Source organism: Algoriphagus boseongensis (assembly GCF_004362805.1).
Taxonomy (GTDB): domain Bacteria; phylum Bacteroidota; class Bacteroidia; order Cytophagales; family Cyclobacteriaceae; genus Algoriphagus; species Algoriphagus boseongensis.
This window is the reverse complement of the sequence record NZ_SNYF01000005.1, coordinates 658,395-681,672: the sequence shown is the minus strand read 5'-3', so window position 1 is coordinate 681,672 and position 23,278 is coordinate 658,395. Positions and strand designations below refer to the sequence as shown.

Below are 23,278 nucleotides of genomic sequence, written 5' to 3'. Positions count from 1 at the left end.
GTCAATAACCTCTCTCTCGGTTTACGAGATTGACCAAAGGCTGGTTGGATTTAAGTCTTCTGAAGTTCTCAATGATCTGGGGAGCAGCGGCCTGAGGATTGGTCACACTGGCTATATGCGGAGTCAATTGGATTCTGCTTTCCTCCCAAAAAGGATGCTCTGTCGGCAAAGGCTCTTTTCGATAAACATCCAACAAGGCTCCCGATAAATAGCCTTTTTCCAAAGCAGGAATCAAATCCTCTTCCACCAAATGCTTACCCCTCGCTACATTAATTAGGAAAGTTCCAGGCTGGCAATTTTTGAACAATTCAAGGCTTAAAATCCCTTCTGTTTCAGGAGTCAACGGAAGCAGACAAACCAAAACATTGATTTCAGAGAGAAATTCTTTCAACTGGTTTTTTGAAAAATAGGGATAAGGAAAATCAGATTTTTCCGAAAACCCAAATCCTGCCACAGAAAATCCCATGTAGTTCAACTTATCCAAAACGTCTCCCCCTAAGGCTCCAACTCCCATTACGCCTACTTTCACAGGAATTTCCGGATTGGACATATCCCAGACCTTCCTTTTCTGATCTGCCTGATATCGCGTTAGCTGGCGATGAAAATTCAAAACACCCATGATCACATAATTGGTCATGGACCATGTGAGCTTTTCGTCCACTATCCGAACTATGGGCATTTGTTCAGGAACTGCCGGATCACTCAGAATATGATCCACACCGGCACCCAAAGAACTGATGAGTTTTAAATTGGGAAAATTCTTAAGATATCCTGGAGGATGCTGCCAAAGCAAGGCCATTTCGACATTCTCTGGCCGGTCAATGTCTGGATAAACCTGAATATCAATATCCGGCTTGGAATACTTTAAAGCATCAATCCAAATTTGAGGGTTTCTTCCAGGGCTGATAATGGCAAGACTCATCGGTAGAATTATGGTTTCAATGTAAAAATAAGCCAATCCAAAGCCCCAAAAAATCCATTGATCAAATTTGCCGAAGGTTTTTTAAATGACATTTAAATGACAGAAATTGCCCCATGAAAAGAACTTTCCACAGATATTTTACATTTCAACTTTGACTTAAGAAATAAAAACCATGCTTAACAAATTTAAAATCGCTTTTCTGATCCTGTTTTTGTCGGGATCTGCTGTGTTTGCTCAGCAAATACAAATGCCTCAAGCTTCACCTTCAGCGAAAATTTCCCAACGCGTTGGTCTTACTGACGTAACCGTCGACTACAGCCGTCCAAGTGCTAAGGGTAGAAAAATCTTCGGAGAGTTGGTTCCTTATGGACAGGTTTGGAGAACAGGTGCTAATTCAGCGACTACACTTTCTTTTTCTACAGATGTTACAATTGGTGGAAAACTTGTACCAGCAGGATCTTATGCACTTTACACTATTCCTGGAAAATCCGATTGGACCATTGTTTTGAGCAAAAACACCCAACTATGGGGCGCTATTGGATATAACGACAAGGATGATTTTCACCGATTCACAGTATCTTCTGGAAAAGCCAGCAAGAAATTCGAAACATTTGAAATCTCCTTCAACAATATTACAGACAACAGCTCAGACCTTTCCTTAAGTTGGGAAAATACCCGGGTTGAATTCACTATCTCCAGCGAAGTTGATCCAATTGTAATGGCAGATATCAAAAAATTGGTCATAGATGCACAAACCACTGATCCAGGTTTATTGTACCAGGCTGCCAATTACTATTACACCAATAGAAAGGACATGAATCAGGCCTATACTTGGATCAAGGAATCAACAGATAAGGATCCAAAATATTGGACTGTACACTTAAGAGCTAAAGTTGAATTGGCTTTGGGAATGAAAACAGAAGCTTATAATTCTGCAATGAAGTCAAAAGATTTGGCTAAGGAAGCCAATAACCCGGATTATGTAGCCTTGAATGAGCGTTTGATCAAGACCTTGAAATAAGAAAAGTGAAGAATCAAAAAAGCCTTCGGAATCTGAATTCCGAAGGCTTTTTCTTTTTAATCTCTTTTAAATAGTTGGATTATGGATGCAAAAAGCATGACTGCGAGACATCCTATGGCATTGTACCACAAAAATCCGATGTCCCAATGAAAGCCAAATAAACCTTCTCCATTTCTAAAATGAATGACAAGGATAAGCGCCTGAGAGAAAAGAGCAGCAATAAACACAGCTCGACCTTTGACCCACTTCATGAAAAATCCAACGATAAAAATCCCTAGAATCGTCCCATAAAACAATGATCCCAGCAGGTTCACAGCCTGAATTAAGTTTTCGAATAGGGAGGCATAGGTGGCGAAGATAATCGCTCCAATTCCCCAAAATGCTGTAAAAGCCTTGGATGACTTTAAGTAATGGGTATCGCTTGCTTCCTTATTGATAGACCTTTTGTACAAATCAATGGTGGTCGTTGACCCCAAGGCATTTAATTCAGAAGAGGAGGATGACATCGCGGCTGAAAAGATCACGGCAAAAAGCAAGCCCACGATTCCCGGAGGAAGGTAATCCATCACAAATCGCATGAATACATAATCTGTATCTCGGGTTTCGGCATTGGGATCATTTTTCAAAATCAGAGATTTAACCTCTTCGCGGATTTCAGTTTGCTCAGATTTAATGCTTTCTATTTTCCCTTTGATCTGATCTGCTTTTTCGTCTTCATTTTGATCAATGGCTGCCAGCATTTCTTGATAGGCAGCCCGACCAGATTGGAAGCTTTCCTCGTATTGTTTTTCCAAAGCCTCAAATTCCGGAGCAAGCTCACTTTCTCTTAATTTCTCGGTCTGGACTTTATTGAAAAATACAGGAGGCTGGATGTATTGGTAAAAAACAAAAACCATCACCCCGATGAAAAGAATAATAAACTGCATGGGGATTTTCAGAAAACCATTCATGATCAAACCCATTCTGCTTTGGGTTAGGGTTTGTCCAGACAAGTAACGTTGAACCTGACTTTGATCAGTTCCAAAATAACTTAGAAAAAGAAATACAGCCGCAGTCATACCTGACCAGACATTATACCGATCTGCAAGGTCAAACTCAAAACTTACCACGTTTAGTTTATCCATTTTTCCGGCCACATGCATCGCCTCACCGAATGAAATCGGGAGAAGTTGAATCACGATAATTCCGGCTAGAATCATCCCGCCCATCATTACTGCCATTTGCTGCTTTTGGGTAATAGAAACAGCTTCAGTTCCTCCAGAAACGGTGTACAAAATCACCAAAACCCCGATAAAAATATTAGTCAAAGTAAGATTCCAGCCCAAGAGTGTAGAAAGAATAATAGCCGGAGCATAAATGGTAATTCCTGCTCCAAGTCCTCTCTGAACGATAAATAATAAGGAAGTTAGCGTTCTGGTTTTGAGATCAAATCTATTTTCCAGATACTCATAAGCCGTGTAGACCTTTAGCTTGTAATAAATTGGAATAAAGCTAACAGAGATGATAATCATAGCCAGCGGAAGCCCAAAATAGAATTGAATGAACCTCATCCCGTCTTCATAGGCTTGCCCTGGGGTGCTCAAAAAAGTAATCGCAGAAGCCTGAGTCGCCATGATTGATAGACCGATAGTCCACCAATTCATGGAGTCCTTATTCCCCCTTAAATACGAATCTAAGTTTTTCTTCCCACGGGTCTTATAAATCCCAAAGGCAGCAATGGAAACCAAAGTCCAGAATAAAACTATCCAATCGAGAGTCCTCATGAAAATGCGACTGTTAACCAATAAAACAAGGCAATCATGATAACCAGACTAGCCATCAGACCAAGATAGATTTTATTCCAATTGGTGTTTTCTTCCACGTTATTGCTCGATCAGGTTAATGAATAACTTAATTGCTCCCGGAACTCCAGCAGGAAGCTGCCTGAAGAATGAAATTCCTGTATAGACAAAATGACCATTTCCATAATCAGCAACAATCAATGAACCATTGCTTGCATCCTCTCCTGGATCTTGCATGCTCAAAGGCGTTTTGTATTGCCCATCAATTTGGGTTGCAAAATACAACCCTCTTTCCTGCACCCAATCTTTGAAGTCTTCCTCATTCATTTGATTTGGACCTGCCAAAATAGAGCTAGCCCAATCAGCTTTGACCGGAGATTCCTGAACAGTCACTCGATCCCTTCCAATGGTAAAAGGATAAGGTCCGATTTGATTGGTCAGCAAAGGGGAACTGGTATTGTATTGAACAATCAGGTTTCCGCCTGATCGAACATAACCCATTAAAACCTGCTGGTTTGCAGCTAGAACTTCATTCGTATTGTAAGCTCTGATACCGACAATTATTGATTTGAATTGGCTGAGATAATCCACAGTATAATCGCCTTCACCAATAAAAGTAACTGGATAACCCAAAGCCGAAATCAAACCCGGAACATCGTCTCCTGCACCAGGAATGTAACCAATTTTATCACCCGAAATTTTCCAATCTGCCTGAATCAAATTGATCGAGGCAGGTCTGAAGTAGGTAAGATTTGGAATATGCCGATAAGAAATCGTCTTGGATATCTGATCAAAAGATTTCCCTGATGGAGTTTTAAATCTTGCCGTGATCACTTTTTTACCTGGACCATTGGGCAGGAAGGCAACCTTATAATTTCTCTTTTTCTGAAAAGGAACATCTTCCACGCTCAAAATCCGGAATTTGGAGGCATCCAAGCCTTCAAAGTCCAATTCCCCTTCCAAGAATTGATCTCTGAAATTCACAGAAATCATCACTGTAGGATCAGCTCCTGAAATCAAAAACACATTGTCTTTGGAAAGCGTAAGGTCAACTTCTGGTACAATGGTAAAAGGTTGTTTTACTTCTCCTTCGACCTGATCGTTGTATTTATAAACTTGCTGAAGAGGAAGCTTAAATTCCTGACCTTCAATCAGAAGGTTAAGCTGACCAGAAACAAAATAGGAATTGAAAGGCAAACCGATCAATCTCTGATCATTTACACCGAAAAGTGAACCATCTAATGCGTTCTCTAACCAATACGGCTGAGAAAATTCCTGGTCTTCTGGAATAGTATATTCTACAGGAAGGTTAAGTACTTGGTTGTTTTTGAGATTAAGTTTACCCTCTTTTTTGCCTAGGAAATAAGAATTCCTCACCATAAGAGTCGCCTCTTCAATCACCACTTGAGAAGGATTTGTAAGCACTAATTCTGCTTTTATAGTTTCTCCTGGATAGCCGAATTCCTTTCTGGAAATCAACTCCGCTTCCATTCCCATGGAGGAAAAAATCAACTGATCCAACTTGGAGATTTTTTCAGTGATCCAGGTTTCAGAGGAATTCAACCCAATTAAATTTTTCCGAAGAGCAAGTAAAGCAGGAACATTTTTTTCAGGTTCTATGAAATTGAATTCATTCAAAACCTTCTCAATCTGCTTTTCAACTTCCAAACCTCCAGGGATCAATTCCCATCTATTTTTCACCCCATCAAAAGGAGTCATTTCATAAGCTTCTCCATCTACTTGCTCAATGTAATCCTTAGCATCTCCGGTCCCGGCGGTAGATCCAAATCCTTGAGATTTATGCATAGTACGACTATCAGCAGCGATTTGATGATAGGTCTTACCCAACAGCGGATCAAAACCTCCAACTTCGAAAGGATAATATTTTTTGCCTTCTTCTGGCTGAAAATCTCCTCTAAAATTATAGGCATTGAAGAAAATCCGCTTTGGTGACCAAGGAGACACAAATTTTAATTGCTCTGGATAGGCGTTAGGATCTCCTGAGATCTTAAATGCCTCGCCAGCCAAAATCGCCGAAGTGGTATGGTGCCCATGAGTCACTCCTGGAATAGTATTGAATCGGGTGATGATAATGTCAGGCTGAAATTTTCTAATCGCCCAAACCACATCCCCAAGAAGTTTTTCTTTATCCCAGTTCTGCAAGGTCTCAGTCGGATCCTTACTGTAGCCAAAATCCAATGCTCTGGTAAAGTATTGTCTACCACCGTCCGTCTGTCTTGCTTTCAGCAGTTCTTGAGTTCGGATTTGTCCCAACTCAATTCCCAATTCTTTACCGATAAGGTTCTGACCTCCATCTCCCCGAGTCAAACTCAGATAAGCTACCTCCATATGCTCTCCATTCGCCAAATAAGCGATAAGACGAGTGTTCTCATCATCTGGGTGGGCAGCCACATAAAGGACTCTTCGAGTCTCTTTCAGCTTTTTTAAATCATGGAAAATCTGGGAAGAAGGGATGGATTGCGCAAAAGCGGTAATTCCAAAAAAGGCAAAAACAACCAGAAATAAACTCAGACTTCTTTTGGTTAAGTTCATAGGGGTAATAAATTGACCCACTAAGCTATAGGTATGGCTAAGGAAAAAAAACTTTTTTTTACCATCGGACGAGATACTGTCCGAACCAATCACTTTTCTCCAGATTGGATCGTGTACCCCACTGTAAATTCAAAAAAGTCAGCTTTTGCTTTATGGGCTTTAATCTGAAGCCCCGCGAACATATTATTGTCAAATCGATACCTTGCCCCTATCCGCTCATAATATCCCGTAAACTCCTGGTTTAGCTCGTTTCTATACAGGTAAACTCCAAGTCCTATTGGTACATAGAGTTTTTCTGTGAGTTGCCATTCCCAAGAACCGACGACAGCCAATGATGTTTGGTCTTTAAAACCGTATTCATTTCCAGGGATTCTTTGATCCATCCCTTGGGCCCAAAAAAAGTCAAGACCTAATCCAAGTCTATACTTATACGCAGGCTCAAACAAGTAATTAACTCCTACTCCTCCCCTAAAATAGCTTGGATCATTGATCTCATAACTTTTCATTCCTGTATAAAGAGAAAAATTCCAATACTTTTTTAACTCTTTGGAAGGAATTTCAAACCTGTCGTAGGGAATGGGCTTTATTTCTCCCAATTTGATAGAAACTCCCACCTTGAGAGGAAAGAGATTAATCCCTGAGTTTGGTTTTTTTATTGAACCATTGGAAAAGTGCTTTAACCCAAAGCTTGCGCGAATATCTACCCGTTCATGGATGGCATATTTGGCATATCCACCTAGATAGGCGTAACAGTTCAAATAGGAACCGATATATAAGTTGTTGGGATTTAAATCGGGATCAAAAGGCTTAAGATTAAACCCTAATCCCATCTGGCTGAAATAGCCAAAATTCAATTTGTTTTGGTTCGGACGAGAGAAAGGAATTTCAAAAAATCCATAAATAGCCATTGGCCTTCCGATTTCTTTCTCATAAAGAATGGATGAGTTATATCCTATTCCAAATGTTGGATAACGATATAAGGAATTATAGATCGTTTTGGTGTTTTTTCTCCAGGCTAGTTGAAAATCAACTGCCCGATACTTTACTAGGTCTTTTATTTCATTTCCCCAATCTGTCCCATTACTTAGCAAAGGGCCTGATTCTAGTGAGAAATTAAAGGATTTTTGAAATTCAGACTGAGCAAAGGAGGAAAAGGAAAAAATGAAAGCTAAACCCATGAGCAAGGGGTATACTTTAAAACCAAATCTTTTAGAAGTAAAAGTAGAAAGGGTCATTAACCTGCTCATTTGCCAAAACCTCTTAATCAAAATTTAAAAATCATTTTTAATCTAGATAAGGAATTGAATACCACTTCTATATTAAAAAAATAGACCGGAATAAATCCGGTCTATTTAATCTTTTTGAAGGGTAATTATTAATTATCCATCCAATTTGGTCCTAAAAGCTGGATTAGCTTTTGGTTATATTTTTCTGCTTCAGCAGTATTTTTCAATCTTGTATGAACCTGGAAAAGAATGATCATCACATCGGTATTTTCAGGCTGAAGCTCAGAAGCTTTAGTGAAATATTTTGCAGCTTCTCTGTAGTTTTCATCAGCTTTTGCACCTACAATTGGAGACTGCTTTTCCCACTCAGCATCAGATAGATCGTTAAGTGAATTTAACATTTTAGTAGACATTTCCAAAAGCAAAGCTCCTGTGTAATAATTACCTTGATAGAACTCAGGATCAATTTCAACTGACTTTTTGTAATCAGCCAAACCACCATCTACGTCTCCTGATTGCTCTTTCAAGTATCCAGATCTCAACCACAAACCTGGGTTGTTTGGATCATTTGCCAAAGCTTCTTTGATTTGAGCCATAGCCTGATCCATTCTGTTTAACTGAAGCAACAACTGGATTTCATACTCGGCCAAAACTTTATCCTCTGGATATTCTAATCTAGCCTTAGTTACCATGTCATAAGCACCTTCTGGATTTTGCTCCTCAGTACTTAGAATTTGAACCATGAAATAGTAAGCATTCAATTTGTTGTAGTCAGGCAATGCAAATAGATAATTGAAATGCTTCTTAGCATCTTCAAATCTACCTAAGTCATTGGCAAGGAAACCTGCATTGTAATGAATAGTAGAGTCAGTCTTATCGATTTCTCCGGCAAGGTTGAAGAATTCATAAGCCATCTCTAGATCCTCTTCATTGTATCTCTCAATTGCTTTGTCGAAAGAAAGATTCTTCAAAGAATTGATAGAATAAGGACGAAGATTTTCAGGAATACCTGGCAATTCCTCTGCATATACGCCTTTTCCAGCAGCAGAAGCTTTGTCGCCACCTGCCATTTCCATGGTTTTCTCAAATGTAGCGTAGGCAGCATTTCCTATCTCAAGGGTTTCCATCGTGTTAGTGGAATCAGCGCCAAACATTTTGGTTTGGATCTGAGCCTTAAGAAGAAATGTTGTTGGATCGCCACTAGTTTCAGGGTTAGTTGTAGCAGCGTCAATTGCTGTAAGTGCAGCAGCCAAGTCACCAGATTTAAATCCTTTTTCGGCTTCTCGCACCACCTTTTTTTGTCCAAAAGCAAAAGTGGCAGCACCCACTAGAGCTATTGAGAGAATCAGCTTTTTCATTAGCGTTTGTTCTTATTTGTTTGGTTATTCAGTTACTTCTTCGGTAGATTCAGTGGAATCGGTCGCAAGATCGGAAGAATCTTCATTTTCGTCTTCTTCTCTTGAAATTTTTTCGACAGAAGAAATCTCATCTCCTTCTCCCACTCGAATCAATCTTACCCCCTGAGTGGCTCTACCCATTACTCTCAATTGATCCATTGAAATCCTGATTATGATTCCGGACTTATTGATAATCATTAGGTCATCGGTGTCAACTACTTCTTTTATAGCGACTAATGCTCCTGTTTTATCGGTAACATTCATTGCTTTGACACCTTTTCCACCTCTATTGGTGATTCGATATTCATCAAGGAGGGATCTTTTTCCGTATCCTTTTTCTGACACTACCAGCAGAGTTGCATTTTCCTCCGAGGCACAAACCATGCCAATGACAAAATCATTATCATCATTTAACGTGATGGCTTTTACACCGGTAGCTGTTCTTCCCATTGGTCTTACCGCTGATTCAGGGAAGTGAATTGCTCTACCAGATTTTGCGGCAATCACAATATGCTGAGCTCCATTGGTCATGTTTACATTGACCAACTGATCGTCCTCTCTGATATTCAAGGCAATAATTCCGTTTGATCGAGGTCTGGAATATTGCTCTAAGGTAGTTTTCTTGATAATCCCCTTCTTGGTAATCATCACCAAGAAATGATTGTTGATATAATCCTGATCGTTCAAGTCATCCACCTGAATAATTGATCTGATTTTATCATCAGATTCAATATTGATCAAGTTTTGGATTGGACGGCCTTTTGAAGTTTTGGAGCCTTCAGGAATAGCATAAGTCTTAAGCCAGAACAGCTTGCCCTTATCTGTGAAGATCAGAAGGTAATTATGCGTAGAAGCAGTAAATAGATATTCTGTCCAGTCGTCATCCTTGGTAGACACCCCTCTTGAACCAACCCCTCCTCTACCTTGGGTACGATATTCTGTCAAAACGGTACGCTTCACATATCCTTGATGAGAAACAGTGATCACTACTTCCTCATTTGGAATCATGTCTTCATAGCTGAAGTCTTCCGCGTTGTGCTCGATTTCTGTGCGTCTGTCATCAGCATAACGGTCCTTCATTTCTTTAAGCTCCGTCTTGATGATCTCCATTCGCTTATCTTCATTGGCGAGGATTTCTTTTAATTCCTCGATCAATGCCATGATTTCCTTGTATTCCTGAATGATTTTGTCGCGCTCCATTCCGGTAAGACGTTGAAGTCTCATATCCAAAATGGCTCTGGCCTGAATCTCACTTAGAGAAAACTTCTCCATCAATCCATTTCTTGCTGTTTCAGGATCTGCAGAATTTCTGATCAAAGCAATAACCTCGTCCAAATGATCTAGTGCGATCAAATAGCCTTCGAGGATATGCGCTCTTTTCTCAGCTTCTCTTAATTCATACTCAGTTCTTCTTACAACGACCTCATGTCTATGGCTTACATAGTGAACAATGAGGTCTTTCAAATTCAGCGTTAACGGTCTACCTTTTACAAGAGCAACGTTGTTTACTGAGAATGAAGTCTGAAGACCAGTTTGCTTGTAAAGATTATTTAGAACCACACTGGCAACTGCATCTCGCTTCAATTCATAAACGATACGCATACCAGATCGGTCAGATTCGTCTCGAATAGCTGATATCCCGTCAATCTTTTTCTCATTGATCAATTGGGCGGTCTTTTCAACCATGTTGGCTTTATTGACCATGTATGGAATCTCGGTAATGACAATCATTTCCTTATTTCCACCATCCTTGATTTCAACATTCGCCTTACCCCGAATTACAATTCGGCCACGACCAGTTTCAAAAGCAGCTTTAACTCCATTGTATCCATAGATAATACCTCCAGTAGGGAAATCTGGAGCGGTGATGTACTGCATCAACTCAGAAACTGTAATATCACGGTTATCTATATAGGCAATAGTGCCATCGATAATCTCACCTAGGTTGTGAGGGGCCATATTGGTAGCCATACCTACCGCAATACCAGAGGCTCCATTCAATAAAAGTGCAGGTACTTTTGCAGGAAGAACGGTTGGTTCTTTTAGAGAGTCATCAAAGTTGAATTGGAAATCAACGGTTTCTTTATTGATGTCAACCAACATTTCCTCAGCAATCCTTCTCAGTCTTGCCTCGGTATATCGCATCGCTGCTGGATTATCCCCATCGATAGAACCAAAGTTACCTTGACCATCTACCATAGGATAGCGTAGTGACCATTCTTGGGCCATACGAACCATGGTATCATAAACTGCTGAGTCTCCATGTGGGTGATACTTACCCAATACTTCCCCAACAATTCTGGCAGATTTTTTATAAGGCTTGTTGTGTAAAACTCCCAGTTCCTGCATTCCATAAAGGATTCTTCGGTGAACTGGCTTTAATCCGTCTCGTACATCTGGAAGTGCTCTTGAAACAATAACCGACATCGAATAATCGATGTAGGCTCCCCGCATTTCCTCCTCAATGTTAATAGGTATAATGTGCTCGTTTTCTCCTTGGGCCATATAGTGCTTTTTCGCGCGTCAAATAAGGCTGCAAGATAGTAAAAAGACCAAGGTAATAAAACCCTGGTCCGAAAGTAAAACTAGCTATTTTGGCATCAATACCATTGTCCGATTTTTCGATTTTGCAATTGGAATATACCGCTACCCCGATATTCTATTCCATCGTGCAGGTGTTTCATCACTACTCCGCAGCCTTGAATTTTGCAACGTTTTGTACCTGGGATTTTGATGGCTACACCTACTTGCAGTCCATAAAGGTTTTGAGTAAGTGATTGGATTTCAGAAAAATCATTGGATGAATACGTAAACTTCCTAAAGTCTGCACCACCCTTTATAAACATTTTAGTGTATTCAGAAAAGTCCCTTTCTATCCTTAAACCCATTCCAAAATAAGGGTCTGGAGAGACTGCTAATCTAGGTTCATACAGATTGTTTGGTTGATCTAGAGCAGGGTCGTAGGCATCCTTCAATTTCAAATTTCCGATTTCTCCTTCCAAAATAAATCGCCAAGGGTAGATCTGTCTTGCTCTTTGTCTTAGCTCCGATTGCATGTAGAGGTTATTGGAGCTGTACCGTCTATACTTCCACTTTAAAAAACTCTGTCTTCTTTTTGCGTCATACAATACCAAACCTACTGTGCCATAGGTTTTGCTCATTTTATAGGTAGGGCCTTCCATGGGAAACCGAAAATCTCCACCTTCCAAAGTTGGAAGCTTACCCCACTCCATACCATATCCCCCGCCTATGGTAAGAATATTAAATAGATTGACCCTTACACCTCCGTTAAACAAAGGCAAAACCCAATCCCCTCCGGTCATTCTCAAGGGATTTTCAGGAGTGATATCCAAGGGATTCTCAAAATTCTGGAATTGAGTTAAAGGATATAATCCTGGATTTTCAGAAAAAAAATTCATTCCCATTTGATGGTAGGCAGCCCCAGTTGAAATTTCAAGAGAAAAAAGCTCCAAGATATTTCGGGTCACATTGCCTACACCAGATTCACTTTTGGGGTTTTTCGCTTTTTCACTTATTCCAAAAATATCCTCATTCTGAGCAAATGATTTTTGCGAAAAGGTAACAAGCAAAAGAATGGCAGGGAGTATATACTTTTTAAACATATCTGTATAACGATTCCAACTTTAGAATGGTGTAAAATAAAAAAGAAGTCTCTTTTTGGGAGACTTCTTCAAATCCTTTGCCAAGAAGAATTATTTACCTACTCCTTCAGTAGAATCTCCCTTGGTTTTTAATTCAGCAATCTTCTGATCCAGCTTTTCCTTCATGGTAGGATCTTCTTTGATAGCTCCATTTACTTTGTTATAAATAGAGACACCAAGGATCTCATCGTTCTTAATCAATTCAGTTTTGTAATCCACTACTGATTGCTGAAGAGAGTCCTGAAAATCTTTAATTGCCTTATAAGCAGCTCTTTCTTCGTCTGTCAATTTGATTTCGGCCTCTTTTGCCTCATCTCCCCAAGCAGCTTTAATTTCATTATATCTTGCCCCACCATCGATCACTTCGTTGTTGATAATCATATTTTTTAGCTCCTCTGTTTTCGCTTCAACAAATTGAGAAGTCATGACCTCAACTTTAGCGAATTTCTCCAAATCCTCCTCAGAAATAACATCCTCAGAAGCCGCTTCCTGTGCAAAAGACACTACACTCATACCTCCAAATAGAACCAAAAACATCCAAATTTTTCTCATAGTTAGCTTAATTTAAGTTGATACAACTTTCAATAAAACCTTTGAGGCTTGGAAATCCAAGGTAAGATTTGACCTTTTAAGGAATTTTATGATGAGCGGTAGACGGAATTTACTTCCTCAATTTTTTCATTTGGGAAATAACTGCCTCAGGATCAGTAGAATTAAAAACAAAACTTCCTGCAACCAAAACATCAGCACCTACTTCCAATAAAAATGGTGCATTCTGAAGATTTACTCCTCCATCGATCTCAATTAAGGCCTTGGAGTTTTTTGCCAAAATCAAATCTTTGATTCTGGAAATTTTGGAATAGGTGTTTTCTATAAATTTCTGCCCACCAAATCCGGGGTTTACAGACATTACACAAACCAAATCTATATCCTCAATGATTTCCGACAGCAATTCAGCTGGTGTGTGGGGATTAATTGCAACTCCCGCTTTAGCTCCAAGGCTTTTGATTTCCTGAATTGTTCTATGGAGATGCGGGCAGGCTTCATAATGAACAGAGATCGTTTCTGCACCTGCTTTCCTGAAGGCTTCTAGGTATTTTTCAGGCTGTGTAATCATCAAATGCACATCCAATGGCTTTTTTGCATGGCGATGGATAGCCTCGGTGACAGGAATCCCAAAAGAAATATTGGGCACAAATACTCCATCCATAATATCCACATGGATATAATCAGCATCTGAGGCATTAAGCATTTCTACTTCCTTTTGAAGATTGGCAAAATCAGCAGCTAAAATGGATGGGGCAATTAGTGGAAACATTAGTCTTAAGTTCTTGGCAAATCAGCTCTTCAATGCTTATCGCCGGATTAATTTGGTTTGAATGGTATTTATTCCTTGTCTAAATCTAACCAGATAAAGTCCAGGTTTTATACTTTCTAGAGAAATTAGGAATGGTGATCGGGAATCATTTCTGGTCAAATCGGCTTCAATAAGCACTTTACCATTCAAATCTATAAGTTCAAAATTACCTTCAAGTCCTGAACCGAACTGGATCTTCAACTCATTTTCAACCAGTGGATTAGGGTAAATTTTCCATGCGGAATCTTCTTCAGGGGCAGAAAGAATTTCTCCATAATACGCTTTAAAAAAGTCAGGAATACCATACCCCAATAAATTGTCAGGGGAATTGTATTGGCTGGCACTTCGTAAAAGAGCATCTATCAATTGTGCTCTTTTCCATTCAGGTTTCGCCTCCCAAAGTCCAGCTGCCAAGGCCGCTACCTGAGGAGCAGAAAATGAAGTCCCACTGGATACCGCTGTTGTACCATTGGCTCTGATAAGAACCGGACTATCTCCAAATGCTGCCAAATCTGGCTTTAACCTTCCGTCCCCTGTTGGTCCTCTGGAACTAAACCCCGATACAGTGGAAGTTTTGGTAACCGATCCGATTGCTAATACTTCTTTCGAATCAGCTGGAGCGACTAAAGTTGAGGCACCCCCAGCACCGTAATTTCCTACACTATTGATAACCAAGATTCCTTTTTGAGAAGCAATATTGGCTCCTTTGGTAATAGTAGCCGTTTTTCCATCAAGATTAGCAAGCGTATAGTTCATTTTCGGATCATCAAAATCCCAGTAGCCAACAGAGCTACTGATAATATCTACACCCAAACTATCCGCAAACTCAGCACCCCTAATCCAGTTTATTTCTTCAATTCTATACTCAGTGGCTACATCTTCTGTGATTACCAAAATAAAATCTGATCCATGAGCCCCTGAAACCAACTTGGTTTCGTCTTTAGCACCAATGAGGGATAATACATTTGTTCCGTGAGGATGATCTGTAAAAACCTGAGGATTCCAAGGCTTGACTACATCCTTTTGACCAACAATTTGCTTATTAGTAAACAAATGGGTAAAAGCGCTAGCCGTATTTACTCCAGGAAATCCTGCATCAAAAACGGCAATGGTCACACCTTTGCCAGTAAATCCCTCTTTATGCATCTTATCAATCCCTATTAGCTGATTCTGAAAATCATAGGAATTTTCATTTACCTCCTCCATTCTAGCGTTCAGCTTTGTATCACAATTTACTGTGGTGGTCGCCGAAGCTCTGATTAGGTTTTTTAATCTTGCCGAAGGAGGCGGGGTAAATCCAATCGCAACTAATTCTGTTCTTTCAACAAATGGGAGTTTTTGAATTTCCTTTAATTGGTTTTGATCAGCGATTACCACTGAAGCATTCAACCATTTGCTGTGATAAAGAATGTACTTCGAATTTTTCCCAATGAGATCAGTGTATTTTTTGGAAACAGGCAAATCCAAACTATCCAGTTGAAGCCCTTCCCTTTGCCGTCTTTGGATTGCCTTTGAAGTCAGAAAAGCCTGAGGCTGCTGAAGAGAAAATTCACTCTGAGGTTTGAATTTATAATAGACAGTATAGCGATCCTGAGAAAAGGCAGAAATCCCTATCCCTGTAAAAAATAGAAAGGTCAGTATTGATTTAATTTTTTCCATTATCCACCAACTTCATAGATATTTTCTTTCCACCGTCAATTAATTGATTTCCCAAACAATCATTTCTCGAACAATAGGTAATTACATCATAAAACGCTTCCGTCAAACCAATGTTTTTTTGAAAAATCTCAAAACGGACATCCCTTTTGGTCACTTTATCATCGAATTCCTCTTGATTCACACGGAGAATATCCCCCTCAACCAAATCAATTTCAAATTCATCATCCCCTTCAGCCTGATAGATTTTCCCGTTCCAGTTAGTCCCTAATCTAGGAGGAAATACTAGGTTTACGACCGACTGATTATTTAGATTTTTGATCAAGGAATTATTTCTTAGCAAAAGGGTGTATTCAATTATCTTATTCCAATTGCTTTGGTTATTGGATTGGCTTCTTTCCACAATAAAAACCAATTCTTTCGCTTCATTGACATAGGAACTTCTTATTCTATCTCTCAAAAAATAATTTCTGTTCTCAAAATCATTCTCTCCAAAATACTCCGTTTCCTCCACTTGATACGTCCAAAAAAGGCCTATTGACAAGGGCTGAAACTCTTTCCCTTCTTCAAACAATGGTTCCTCTTTTTCCTCCACACAGCTGAAAAAGCCAAAGATTGCTGCAAACACCAACAAAACTAAGCCTCTATTCATTTTTTGAATTTTAGATAAAAATAAAGGTAATAATGCGAATTTCATTTGATTCCAGTCGTTTCCTTCTCCATTTCCTTTTCTCCCAAAAAATCCATACTTACTTTGCAGCACAATTTAATTCACCATGGCCCTTCGAACTTTTGTAAAAATCAATCATGTCACCAATTTGACTGACGCAAGATATTGCTCAGGCATGATGGTAAATTTATTGGGATTTTCTTTACACCCTACTGATCCTAATTACCTCCATCCGGATAGATTTAAGGAGATTACCGGTTGGGTTTCAGGAGTGGATTTTGTTGGAGAATTTACCGGTACCTTGGATATGGAAATTCTTGATGTACTCAAGGATTATCCTGAAATCAACTGGGTAGAACATGATCGATTTGAAGATATTGAGAAACTGATTGACAAGGGTTTGTCTTTAATTTATAGAGGAAATCTTCCCGAATTAATTCACCTTGAGCCGGAGGTTTCAGATTTGATTTCAAAACTTGGAATCATTCTTCATGTAATTCCTGAATCCGATGAATTGTCTGAATCTGAAAAAGAGTCCATTTCTACTTTAAGTTCTAAATGCAAAGTGATTCTAGGAGGAGGCATCAACTCTGAAAATGTTTTGGAGCTAATTCAGGACTTAAATCTTTATGGCGTTTCCTTAAATGGAGAAAATGAAATAAAAACAGGGCTCAGGGACTTTGATCAGATGGCTGAAGTACTTGAAAAACTCGAAATTGAGGATTAATCAAAAAGCCTGACCAAATGGTCAGGCTTTTTAGCTTTCACTGAAATAGATCCGATATTTTGTACGGACTCTGAGGCCCGGTGAAAAAACTGCCATCGATAAACCGATGAGAAACACCGATTTCCCTAAGCTGCTTTATATCCTGAGAATCCAATGGCAAGTCAGCGGCTTTGAAATTAGAAATGATTCTTTCTTTATTGATTGATTTAGGAATAACGGCTATATCACGTGCCACTGAGTAAGCGATCAACACCTCTCCTGCTCCGACTCCATGTTTTTTAGCAATTTCGATCACCACTGGATTTTCCAATAATCGAGGGTCATTGTTATGTCTTTCTGCTCTGGAATCAGGAGAACCCAATGGGGAATAGGCTGTCAATAGAATTCCATTTTCAGCGCAGAAATTCACCAGCTTTTCCTGTGGTAAAAATGGATGGAGTTCGATTTGATTCATTTCAGGTTTATCCCCATCCATGGCTAAAATCAACTTTAACTTATCTTCATTAAAATTGGAAACCCCAATATGATGAGCCAAGCCGGATTCTTTTTGCTCCTGCATCGCTTCCCAAGTCTGGGTAAGCGGAACATCCTGATAGGTAAAATAATCTTCCCGATTTTTGGCAAAACCAACCCCAGGCTTGAACGCGATCGGCCAGTGAATCAGGTATAAATCCAAATAATCAAGTCTTAACTTGTTTAAAGAAGTTTCCAAAGCAGGACGAACATCCTCATGTCGATGAGAATCATTCCACAACTTAGAAGTGATAAACAGGTCCTTTCTTTTCACCAATCCATCAGCCAAGGCATCGGTAATTCCCTGACCTACCTCATTTTCATTCTGGTAAATGGCAGCACAATCCAAATGACGATATCCAGCTTCTATAGCCCAATAAACTGCTTGACGGACCTCTCCCGGCTTACTTTTCCAGGTTCCAAGGCCTACTATAGGTAATTGATCTCCGTTTTTGAAGAGTAAATTTTTCATTTTGTTGGTTGAGTTTGATAGCTTAAGCTACGAGTTAAATGAGAAGAAAGCTTAATCTCTGGGTTAATTTTCGGACTTTTTTTCTAAATACTTTCTAAAACTATTCATGACCCAAAGATGCATTCTTGCTTGGGTATTGATATAAATAATCCACGGAAGCCGGGGAACAAATTCATGAATGGCGGTAAGAATATATCGACTGTCTAGGACTTCCCTGAACTCCAACCATCCATAATCAAAACGCTTGACCAGCCAGCCTCCTGTAATGTAAAACAACTGTCTTTGATGATCGCTTCTATCTGGAATAAGAGTCAATTGAAGCATGGGCTTTTTGAACCAAAGCAGATAAAATCCAATATCCCCGGTGCTGGAAGAAATCCCCCGAATAAGAAATCGGAAATAGCTTGGAAGCCAGATTTTATACCTTTTCGCTACCCAAAGGGCTGAATTTTGGTTGAAATTGGGAATTCTCTGAATGGATCTAACCGTGTTTTTTACCCCTTTCTTCTTATAAAAAGTCGGGAGTTTAGGCCGTTGATTTGAGGATAAAGCAATTTTCACAGATTCTTCATAATCCAGAAAATCAATTTCCTTCTCCTTAAATGCGTACTTCTGATTTACTGTTAGCTGATGTCTTAAGCTTTCTACCAAAGGAGAAACCAACTGAGGAGGACTATCCCCAAAAAGCCCTACCCAAAATTTGCTTAGACCCAAGGAAAACACAGGTACCGAGAAAACCAACCTCTTTTTCCCCATTACCTCAGCCGTTCGCTTCAGCATCTCTTTATAGGACATTACTTCAGGACTTCCTATTTCAATGATTTTATTGAATAGGTTAGGATTTCCAATGCTGGTATCCAAAATATCCAAAGTGTCCCTCAAAGAAATGGGTTGGGTCAAGGATTCTGTCCACTTGGGACACATCAGTACAGGAAGTCTATTGATCAGATTTCGAATCATGTCAAAGCTAGACCCTCCGGGTCCAACAATGATCGAAGCTCGCAGTGCAGTGAATTTTGCCTTTCTAGAACCAAGAGTCTTCTCTACTTCCAATCGGCTTTTGAGGTGTCGGGAAAGCTCCTCCTCAGGTTCATCAGGAATCAATCCACCCAAGTAAATGATTTGCTTGACATCCGTAAGCTCAGCTGCCCGACTGAAATTATCGGCTAATAGCAAGTCTGTATCCTCAAAACTCCCCTGATTCAATCTCGTAGAGGCATTCATAGAGTGCACCAAATAAATGGCCACATCCACACCTTTGAGCGCCTCAACTGTGGAAGTAATGGAATACAATTCTACCTGCCTCCATTCTACTTCAGGATAGGGATTTGATTTTACTTTTTTCCGGCTTAAACCTATTAGGTGGTATTTATCCTTGAACTGCTCAATGAACCAGCTCCCTATATATCCTCCTGCACCTGCTATGGCGACTTTGAGTTTAGGTTTGTTCTCAGCTGGAGAAAAGGGCATAGGAGGATTATTTTAGATACAACCTCCTATGCCCGATACTGTTTTACTTTAAGGCTTTAAAGCAAATTCCCTTGCCAAGGTGGTGGTGTAATATTTGGTAATCATGTTCGGAACTTCCCAAGAAGGCATATTTCCATTTTTCAGATACTCGAGAAACTTCTCTGTCACTTGGGCAAAATGCGCTTCGTGTCCATTGTGATAAGAATCAGGAATCATAACCTGATATTCTCCATTGGCCATTTTTTGAAGAGTTAATCCAGTATACTTACTCTGTAAGGTTTCCTGAATAGCTTTTTCAAGAGCCCCATCATTTTTGTCAAGTAATTTCACATATAAAGCAGGTCTGTAATTTTCAGCCTCTCCTTGACGAATAATAAGATTTGCCTTAGTTCCCCTCATCATGCTGTAATGTGTATCACCGGCACCTTCTGGCGCTTGAAAATTCCAAATCACACTGACTTTCGCATGTTTTCCTTTTAGAGTATAATTCATTTCTCCATTCGAGAAAACTTCCAATTTCCCATCCTTGACACTTTTTCCGAGAAAATCAGAATACTCATTTTTCCCAGTTACTTTTTGATATTCTTCCAAAGAAAGGACCGTAGGCCATCTCTTTGCTGACAGCATTTCTACGTCTGAGGAGTCTAAAGTAACCTCCGGAAAGGCTTCCCATTGCACTAAATCAACCAAATGGGTGGTTACATCTACAATTCCGTCTCCTTCTTTTTCCACATCAAAAAACCAATCAGGTCGGATTAAGGGTGCTCCAGAAACATATTTGAAGAAATGATGAACCGATTCCTTGGAAATTGCTGGATTTTCTGGGGTGCCTGTTTCAAGCTCACCAAATACTTCAGGAATTCTGGAAAGTTCACGCTGAAGCAAAGTGGTGATCTCAAATCGCTCTGTCATGATATCGTAGAGCAATAAGTTCTTTTCTCCCGCTACCTCAAAGGCCTTTTTCAACTTTTGAAAACCTTCCTTATTGATCACCAGTGGTTTGTCGGCATAGACATGTATACCATTTTGTACAGCAGCCAGGATGTAATCAATTTTCAGATCGTTTTTTCCAGCCACCATCATCACATTCCCTGGCTTTTGATCAATCATCTTTTTCAAATAGTCAGGACCTGTGTAAACCTCCAGATTCCAAGCTGTGGGATTTTCAGGACGATTATTGTAGGATGCCAAGCGATTGAGATGATCCTTTAGCTCTGGACCTTCGGGGGCAAATATGTAAACCGTAGAGTCTACATCGGGATACATGGATTTATGAATCAACCCAGCATGAAAGTGCCCAGGATCCAAAGTCATAATCCTGACTTTTGAATTATCTGCTTGGTTTTCAGTATTCATTTCTTTTGGACTACAGGAAAATATCAACCACCCACAAAAAGCAGCTAGAATTAGCTTATTCAGCATAATCAGTTAGATTTTTAAGAATATTGATTTTGTCTGCAAATTATACTTTCACATAATCAGTTCCCCAAGGTCTTCTTTGAGGTCTACTTAGGTGGGAATTTGCTTCTGGATCATTGATAAATTCTTCCTTCACCGGATCCCAAGCCAGTTTTCTTCCCATTTTCATAGCAATGTGACTGATCAGACAAACTGAACATGCTCTATGCCCAATTTCAACAGGAGAAAGCAATTCAGCATTACCTTGAATAGCTTCCAGCCAATTGCCATGATGCTCATCACTACGGGTCAAATGGATTTCATTTTCTCCCAATTGAGAAGTTAGAATTTTTGGATCTGAAGCGTCCAAAGCCTTGGCATTATTTCCCTGAGCAACAGGATCGGAAGAAGACGCCACATAATTTCCCCTTGAAACCCAAATCCAACCTTCAGTTCCTTCATAGCGAATCCCGTTTGGATATCCTCCGGAAGTAAGCATCATAACCCCATTGTCATATTCTGCTTTGACCATGAAGTCTCCATGCACATTCCAAAAACCAGAACGAGGAAATTCAGCCACTGCCTCAATATATCTTGGCCCGGTCAATTCGGTATCCATTCCCCAAGCTGCAGAATCAAAGTGATGTTGGCCCCAACCAGTTATCATTCCAGCACCATAATTCTCATGTCTCAGCCAACCCGGGCGACTGTAGTCGTTTTGGGGATGGACTCCTATTTCAGAATAAGGAATCTCAGGAGTTGATCCAAGCCACATTTCATAATTGAGACTGGAAGGAATAGGCATTGGAGGTGCATCAGGACCAGAAGGATCTCCAGGAAGCCCGATTCTTACGGTATGAAGTTTTCCAATCCTTCCGTTTCGAACTAATTCTGCTGCGATTCGAAATTGCTCACTCGAACGCTGCTGAGTTCCGAGTTGCAAAACCACTCCAGTTTTATTGACTACCTCCACCAATTGCCTGCCTTCCTTTATTGTCAAAGAGGTAGGTTTCTGTACATAAATATGCTTTCCAGCCAAGGCAGCTTCCATGGCAGGTTGAGAATGCCAATGATCCGGAGTAGAAATAATCACCGCATCGATGTCTTTATTCAAAAGCATTTCACGATAGTCCCCGTATTGTTTCACATCCAAATAAGGACTTCCCATTTTCTTGGTGTAGTACTCTTCGATATACTTTTTACCATCGGCCATTCTTTTGCTATCCACATCCGATACAGCTACAATTCTAGCCACATCATGTCTCCATGTGCCGGGAAGATCATGGTCTCGGGCAATTCGACCACAACCTATCTGCCCTATATTTATTTTATTGCTTGGTGCGTTTTTCCCAAAAACAGAGGCTGGGACAATAGTAGGAAAACCAAAGGCAGCGGCAGCTACAGCTGATTTTTTCATAAAATCTCTTCTTTCCATAAGTCAATCAGGTTTATTGAAGTGGTTATTTCACAAAAGCTCTCCAATAAGATTCTGCCTCCTCGGCGGTCAAATCTCCATCGAAGACGATGATTCTGTATTTTAAAGTGTATCGGTTATTCGGTTGAAGTTCCCATGATTCATTTCGGATAGGACAAAACTCAATGAAGACATTTCCTTCACCGTTGTATTGTCCTACTGGCCAAACTCTAAGCGGCTCCGGATGTGATTTATTGGTGTTGTGGCTGAGGAAAAGAATTCCACTTTGACCTTGAGGTGCCGATGTTTTGCCTTTTACCATCACCCACTTCGCTTCAGTACCATCAGCATTCTTTCGATCTTTACCTTCAGAAGTCAAAATCTGGCTATTGGCATCTCCCCAAACTTCAGTTGCTCTAAAGCCAATTCCACCCCCATATCGATAATCATCCAATAATATTCCTCCTGAGATTTTGGTGAAAATTGTGGTGGTGTAATCCACCATATATCTCCCTTTATCCGCTGGCTTCAGCTTGATTCTCAAATCCTCTTCTATTGCCAATTTCTCAGATTCTGGAGCTTTGAGATCGATATGATTTTGTCGAACATTGAGTTCAGCTGCACCTCCGGCCATTTTTTTGGAAAGAATGTGGGAAAAATCCACTCTTCCTTTTTCATCACCCAAGTTCCAAAAATCCACTTCTCTCCCACTGATAGTGGCTCTGGTCCAAGGTCCCCAAATCCCATAATGGTGGTAATGATCCTTAGGTTGAATCCTGCTCAACACCTGACCACTCGGACTGGTAATGGGATGGATAAAGCCAGATTTGCTAAAGGCTTCCTTCACTCCTTCTGGCACCAGAACTTTGGCAGTCTGATAAGTAAGAACTTTTTGACTTCCCAAATAAAAATCCACTCCGGTAGCGGTCTCCTTTAAATCTACCTTTTGCGAAAACGATAGCGTAGAAAAAAGAAGGAAAACGGCTGCACTCAGTAAAATTCTTTTGAAACACATAGAAAATTAAGGTTATTGGGCTTG

The 23,278-nt window shown here is 40.0% G+C and carries 18 protein-coding genes; 2 read left to right on the top strand and 16 right to left on the bottom strand.

Annotated elements, in window-relative coordinates; genetic code table 11:
- Nucleotide 1 precedes the first annotated feature (1 nt).
- A complete protein-coding gene (locus DFQ04_RS02940) occupies nt 2-922 on the bottom strand; it encodes a 2-hydroxyacid dehydrogenase (RefSeq protein ID WP_133552517.1) in 921 nt (306 codons plus the stop codon).
- Nucleotides 923-1,094: 172 nt separating this feature from the next.
- Between DFQ04_RS02940 and DFQ04_RS02935 the strand changes: the two genes are divergently transcribed.
- Nucleotides 1,095-1,943 (top strand): DUF2911 domain-containing protein, encoded by an 849-nt coding sequence (locus DFQ04_RS02935; RefSeq protein WP_133552515.1) that lies wholly within the window; start codon nt 1,095-1,097, stop codon nt 1,941-1,943.
- 56 nt (nt 1,944-1,999) lie between these two features.
- On the opposite strand, the gene DFQ04_RS02930 is transcribed toward DFQ04_RS02935, so the two are convergent.
- From DFQ04_RS02930 to DFQ04_RS02885, 10 genes are all read right to left on the bottom strand, one after another.
- Complete coding sequence (locus tag DFQ04_RS02930) at nt 2,000-3,706, bottom strand: sodium:solute symporter (RefSeq protein ID WP_133552513.1); 1,707 nt, start codon at nt 3,704-3,706, stop codon at nt 2,000-2,002.
- 99 nt (nt 3,707-3,805) lie between these two features.
- Nucleotides 3,806-6,277, bottom strand: coding sequence for a PIG-L family deacetylase (locus DFQ04_RS02925; protein WP_133552511.1), 2,472 nt, complete (start codon nt 6,275-6,277; stop codon nt 3,806-3,808).
- Between the two features lie 89 nt (nt 6,278-6,366).
- Complete coding sequence (locus tag DFQ04_RS02920; protein WP_166637238.1) at nt 6,367-7,455, bottom strand: acyloxyacyl hydrolase; 1,089 nt, start codon at nt 7,453-7,455, stop codon at nt 6,367-6,369.
- A gap of 197 nt (nt 7,456-7,652) precedes the next feature.
- A complete protein-coding gene (locus DFQ04_RS02915) occupies nt 7,653-8,861 on the bottom strand; it encodes a tetratricopeptide repeat protein (RefSeq protein ID WP_133552507.1) in 1,209 nt (402 codons plus the stop codon).
- Between the two features lie 24 nt (nt 8,862-8,885).
- Complete coding sequence (gene gyrA / locus DFQ04_RS02910; RefSeq protein WP_133552505.1) at nt 8,886-11,405, bottom strand: DNA gyrase subunit A; 2,520 nt, start codon at nt 11,403-11,405, stop codon at nt 8,886-8,888.
- Nucleotides 11,406-11,500: 95 nt separating this feature from the next.
- Nucleotides 11,501-12,523 (bottom strand): hypothetical protein, encoded by a 1,023-nt coding sequence (locus tag DFQ04_RS02905; RefSeq protein ID WP_133552503.1) that lies wholly within the window; start codon nt 12,521-12,523, stop codon nt 11,501-11,503.
- 90 nt (nt 12,524-12,613) lie between these two features.
- On the bottom strand, nt 12,614-13,114 hold the full coding sequence (locus tag DFQ04_RS02900) for a hypothetical protein (protein ID WP_133552501.1): 501 nt from the start codon (nt 13,112-13,114) through the stop codon (nt 12,614-12,616).
- Nucleotides 13,115-13,223: 109 nt separating this feature from the next.
- Entirely contained in the window at nt 13,224-13,880 is a 657-nt protein-coding gene (gene rpe / locus DFQ04_RS02895) for a ribulose-phosphate 3-epimerase (RefSeq protein ID WP_133552499.1), read from the bottom strand.
- Nucleotides 13,881-13,916: 36 nt separating this feature from the next.
- Complete coding sequence (locus tag DFQ04_RS02890) at nt 13,917-15,578, bottom strand: S8 family peptidase (protein WP_133552497.1); 1,662 nt, start codon at nt 15,576-15,578, stop codon at nt 13,917-13,919.
- Complete coding sequence (locus DFQ04_RS02885; RefSeq protein ID WP_133552495.1) at nt 15,565-16,227, bottom strand: hypothetical protein; 663 nt, start codon at nt 16,225-16,227, stop codon at nt 15,565-15,567. Before DFQ04_RS02885 ends, DFQ04_RS02890 begins: the two co-directional genes overlap by 14 nt.
- 124 nt (nt 16,228-16,351) lie before the next feature.
- On the opposite strand from DFQ04_RS02885, the gene trpF reads away from it, so the two are divergent.
- A complete protein-coding gene (trpF, locus tag DFQ04_RS02880) occupies nt 16,352-16,972 on the top strand; it encodes a phosphoribosylanthranilate isomerase (RefSeq protein ID WP_133552493.1) in 621 nt (206 codons plus the stop codon).
- A 37-nt stretch (nt 16,973-17,009) separates the two neighbouring features.
- Here the strand turns inward: trpF and DFQ04_RS02875 are convergent, their stop codons facing one another.
- The 5 genes from DFQ04_RS02875 to DFQ04_RS02855 all read right to left on the bottom strand — a co-directional run bounded on the left by DFQ04_RS02875 (nt 17,010) and on the right by DFQ04_RS02855 (nt 23,254).
- On the bottom strand, nt 17,010-17,957 hold the full coding sequence (locus DFQ04_RS02875) for an aldo/keto reductase (RefSeq protein ID WP_133552491.1): 948 nt from the start codon (nt 17,955-17,957) through the stop codon (nt 17,010-17,012).
- 63 nt (nt 17,958-18,020) lie between these two features.
- A complete protein-coding gene (locus DFQ04_RS02870) occupies nt 18,021-19,427 on the bottom strand; it encodes an NAD-dependent epimerase/dehydratase family protein (protein WP_133552489.1) in 1,407 nt (468 codons plus the stop codon).
- A 48-nt stretch (nt 19,428-19,475) separates the two neighbouring features.
- Nucleotides 19,476-20,849, bottom strand: a complete 1,374-nt coding sequence (locus tag DFQ04_RS02865; RefSeq protein ID WP_133552487.1) for a putative oxidoreductase C-terminal domain-containing protein — start codon at nt 20,847-20,849, stop codon at nt 19,476-19,478.
- Between the two features lie 40 nt (nt 20,850-20,889).
- Complete coding sequence (locus DFQ04_RS02860; protein WP_133552485.1) at nt 20,890-22,260, bottom strand: Gfo/Idh/MocA family oxidoreductase; 1,371 nt, start codon at nt 22,258-22,260, stop codon at nt 20,890-20,892.
- 25 nt (nt 22,261-22,285) lie between these two features.
- A complete protein-coding gene (locus tag DFQ04_RS02855; RefSeq protein WP_133552483.1) occupies nt 22,286-23,254 on the bottom strand; it encodes a DUF6807 domain-containing protein in 969 nt (322 codons plus the stop codon).
- Nucleotides 23,255-23,278 lie beyond the last annotated feature (24 nt).

Bases quoted from the DNA above. Each gene is read 5' to 3' on its own strand.
- DFQ04_RS02940 (WP_133552517.1), bottom strand. From the start codon at position 922: ATGAGTCTTGCCATTATCAGCCCTGGAAGAAACCCTCAAATTTGGATT.
- DFQ04_RS02935 (WP_133552515.1), top strand. From the start codon at position 1,095: ATGCTTAACAAATTTAAAATCGCTTTTCTGATCCTGTTTTTGTCGGGA.
- DFQ04_RS02930 (WP_133552513.1), bottom strand. From the start codon at position 3,706: ATGAGGACTCTCGATTGGATAGTTTTATTCTGGACTTTGGTTTCCATT.
- DFQ04_RS02925 (WP_133552511.1), bottom strand. From the start codon at position 6,277: ATGAACTTAACCAAAAGAAGTCTGAGTTTATTTCTGGTTGTTTTTGCC.
- DFQ04_RS02920 (WP_166637238.1), bottom strand. From the start codon at position 7,455: ATGGGTTTAGCTTTCATTTTTTCCTTTTCCTCCTTTGCTCAGTCTGAA.
- DFQ04_RS02915 (WP_133552507.1), bottom strand. From the start codon at position 8,861: ATGAAAAAGCTGATTCTCTCAATAGCTCTAGTGGGTGCTGCCACTTTT.
- gyrA (WP_133552505.1), bottom strand. From the start codon at position 11,405: ATGGCCCAAGGAGAAAACGAGCACATTATACCTATTAACATTGAGGAG.
- DFQ04_RS02905 (WP_133552503.1), bottom strand. From the start codon at position 12,523: ATGTTTAAAAAGTATATACTCCCTGCCATTCTTTTGCTTGTTACCTTT.
- DFQ04_RS02900 (WP_133552501.1), bottom strand. From the start codon at position 13,114: ATGAGAAAAATTTGGATGTTTTTGGTTCTATTTGGAGGTATGAGTGTA.
- rpe (WP_133552499.1), bottom strand. From the start codon at position 13,880: ATGTTTCCACTAATTGCCCCATCCATTTTAGCTGCTGATTTTGCCAAT.
- DFQ04_RS02890 (WP_133552497.1), bottom strand. From the start codon at position 15,578: ATGGAAAAAATTAAATCAATACTGACCTTTCTATTTTTTACAGGGATA.
- DFQ04_RS02885 (WP_133552495.1), bottom strand. From the start codon at position 16,227: ATGAATAGAGGCTTAGTTTTGTTGGTGTTTGCAGCAATCTTTGGCTTT.
- trpF (WP_133552493.1), top strand. From the start codon at position 16,352: ATGGCCCTTCGAACTTTTGTAAAAATCAATCATGTCACCAATTTGACT.
- DFQ04_RS02875 (WP_133552491.1), bottom strand. From the start codon at position 17,957: ATGAAAAATTTACTCTTCAAAAACGGAGATCAATTACCTATAGTAGGC.
- DFQ04_RS02870 (WP_133552489.1), bottom strand. From the start codon at position 19,427: ATGCCCTTTTCTCCAGCTGAGAACAAACCTAAACTCAAAGTCGCCATA.
- DFQ04_RS02865 (WP_133552487.1), bottom strand. From the start codon at position 20,849: ATGCTGAATAAGCTAATTCTAGCTGCTTTTTGTGGGTGGTTGATATTT.
- DFQ04_RS02860 (WP_133552485.1), bottom strand. From the start codon at position 22,260: ATGGAAAGAAGAGATTTTATGAAAAAATCAGCTGTAGCTGCCGCTGCC.
- DFQ04_RS02855 (WP_133552483.1), bottom strand. From the start codon at position 23,254: ATGTGTTTCAAAAGAATTTTACTGAGTGCAGCCGTTTTCCTTCTTTTT.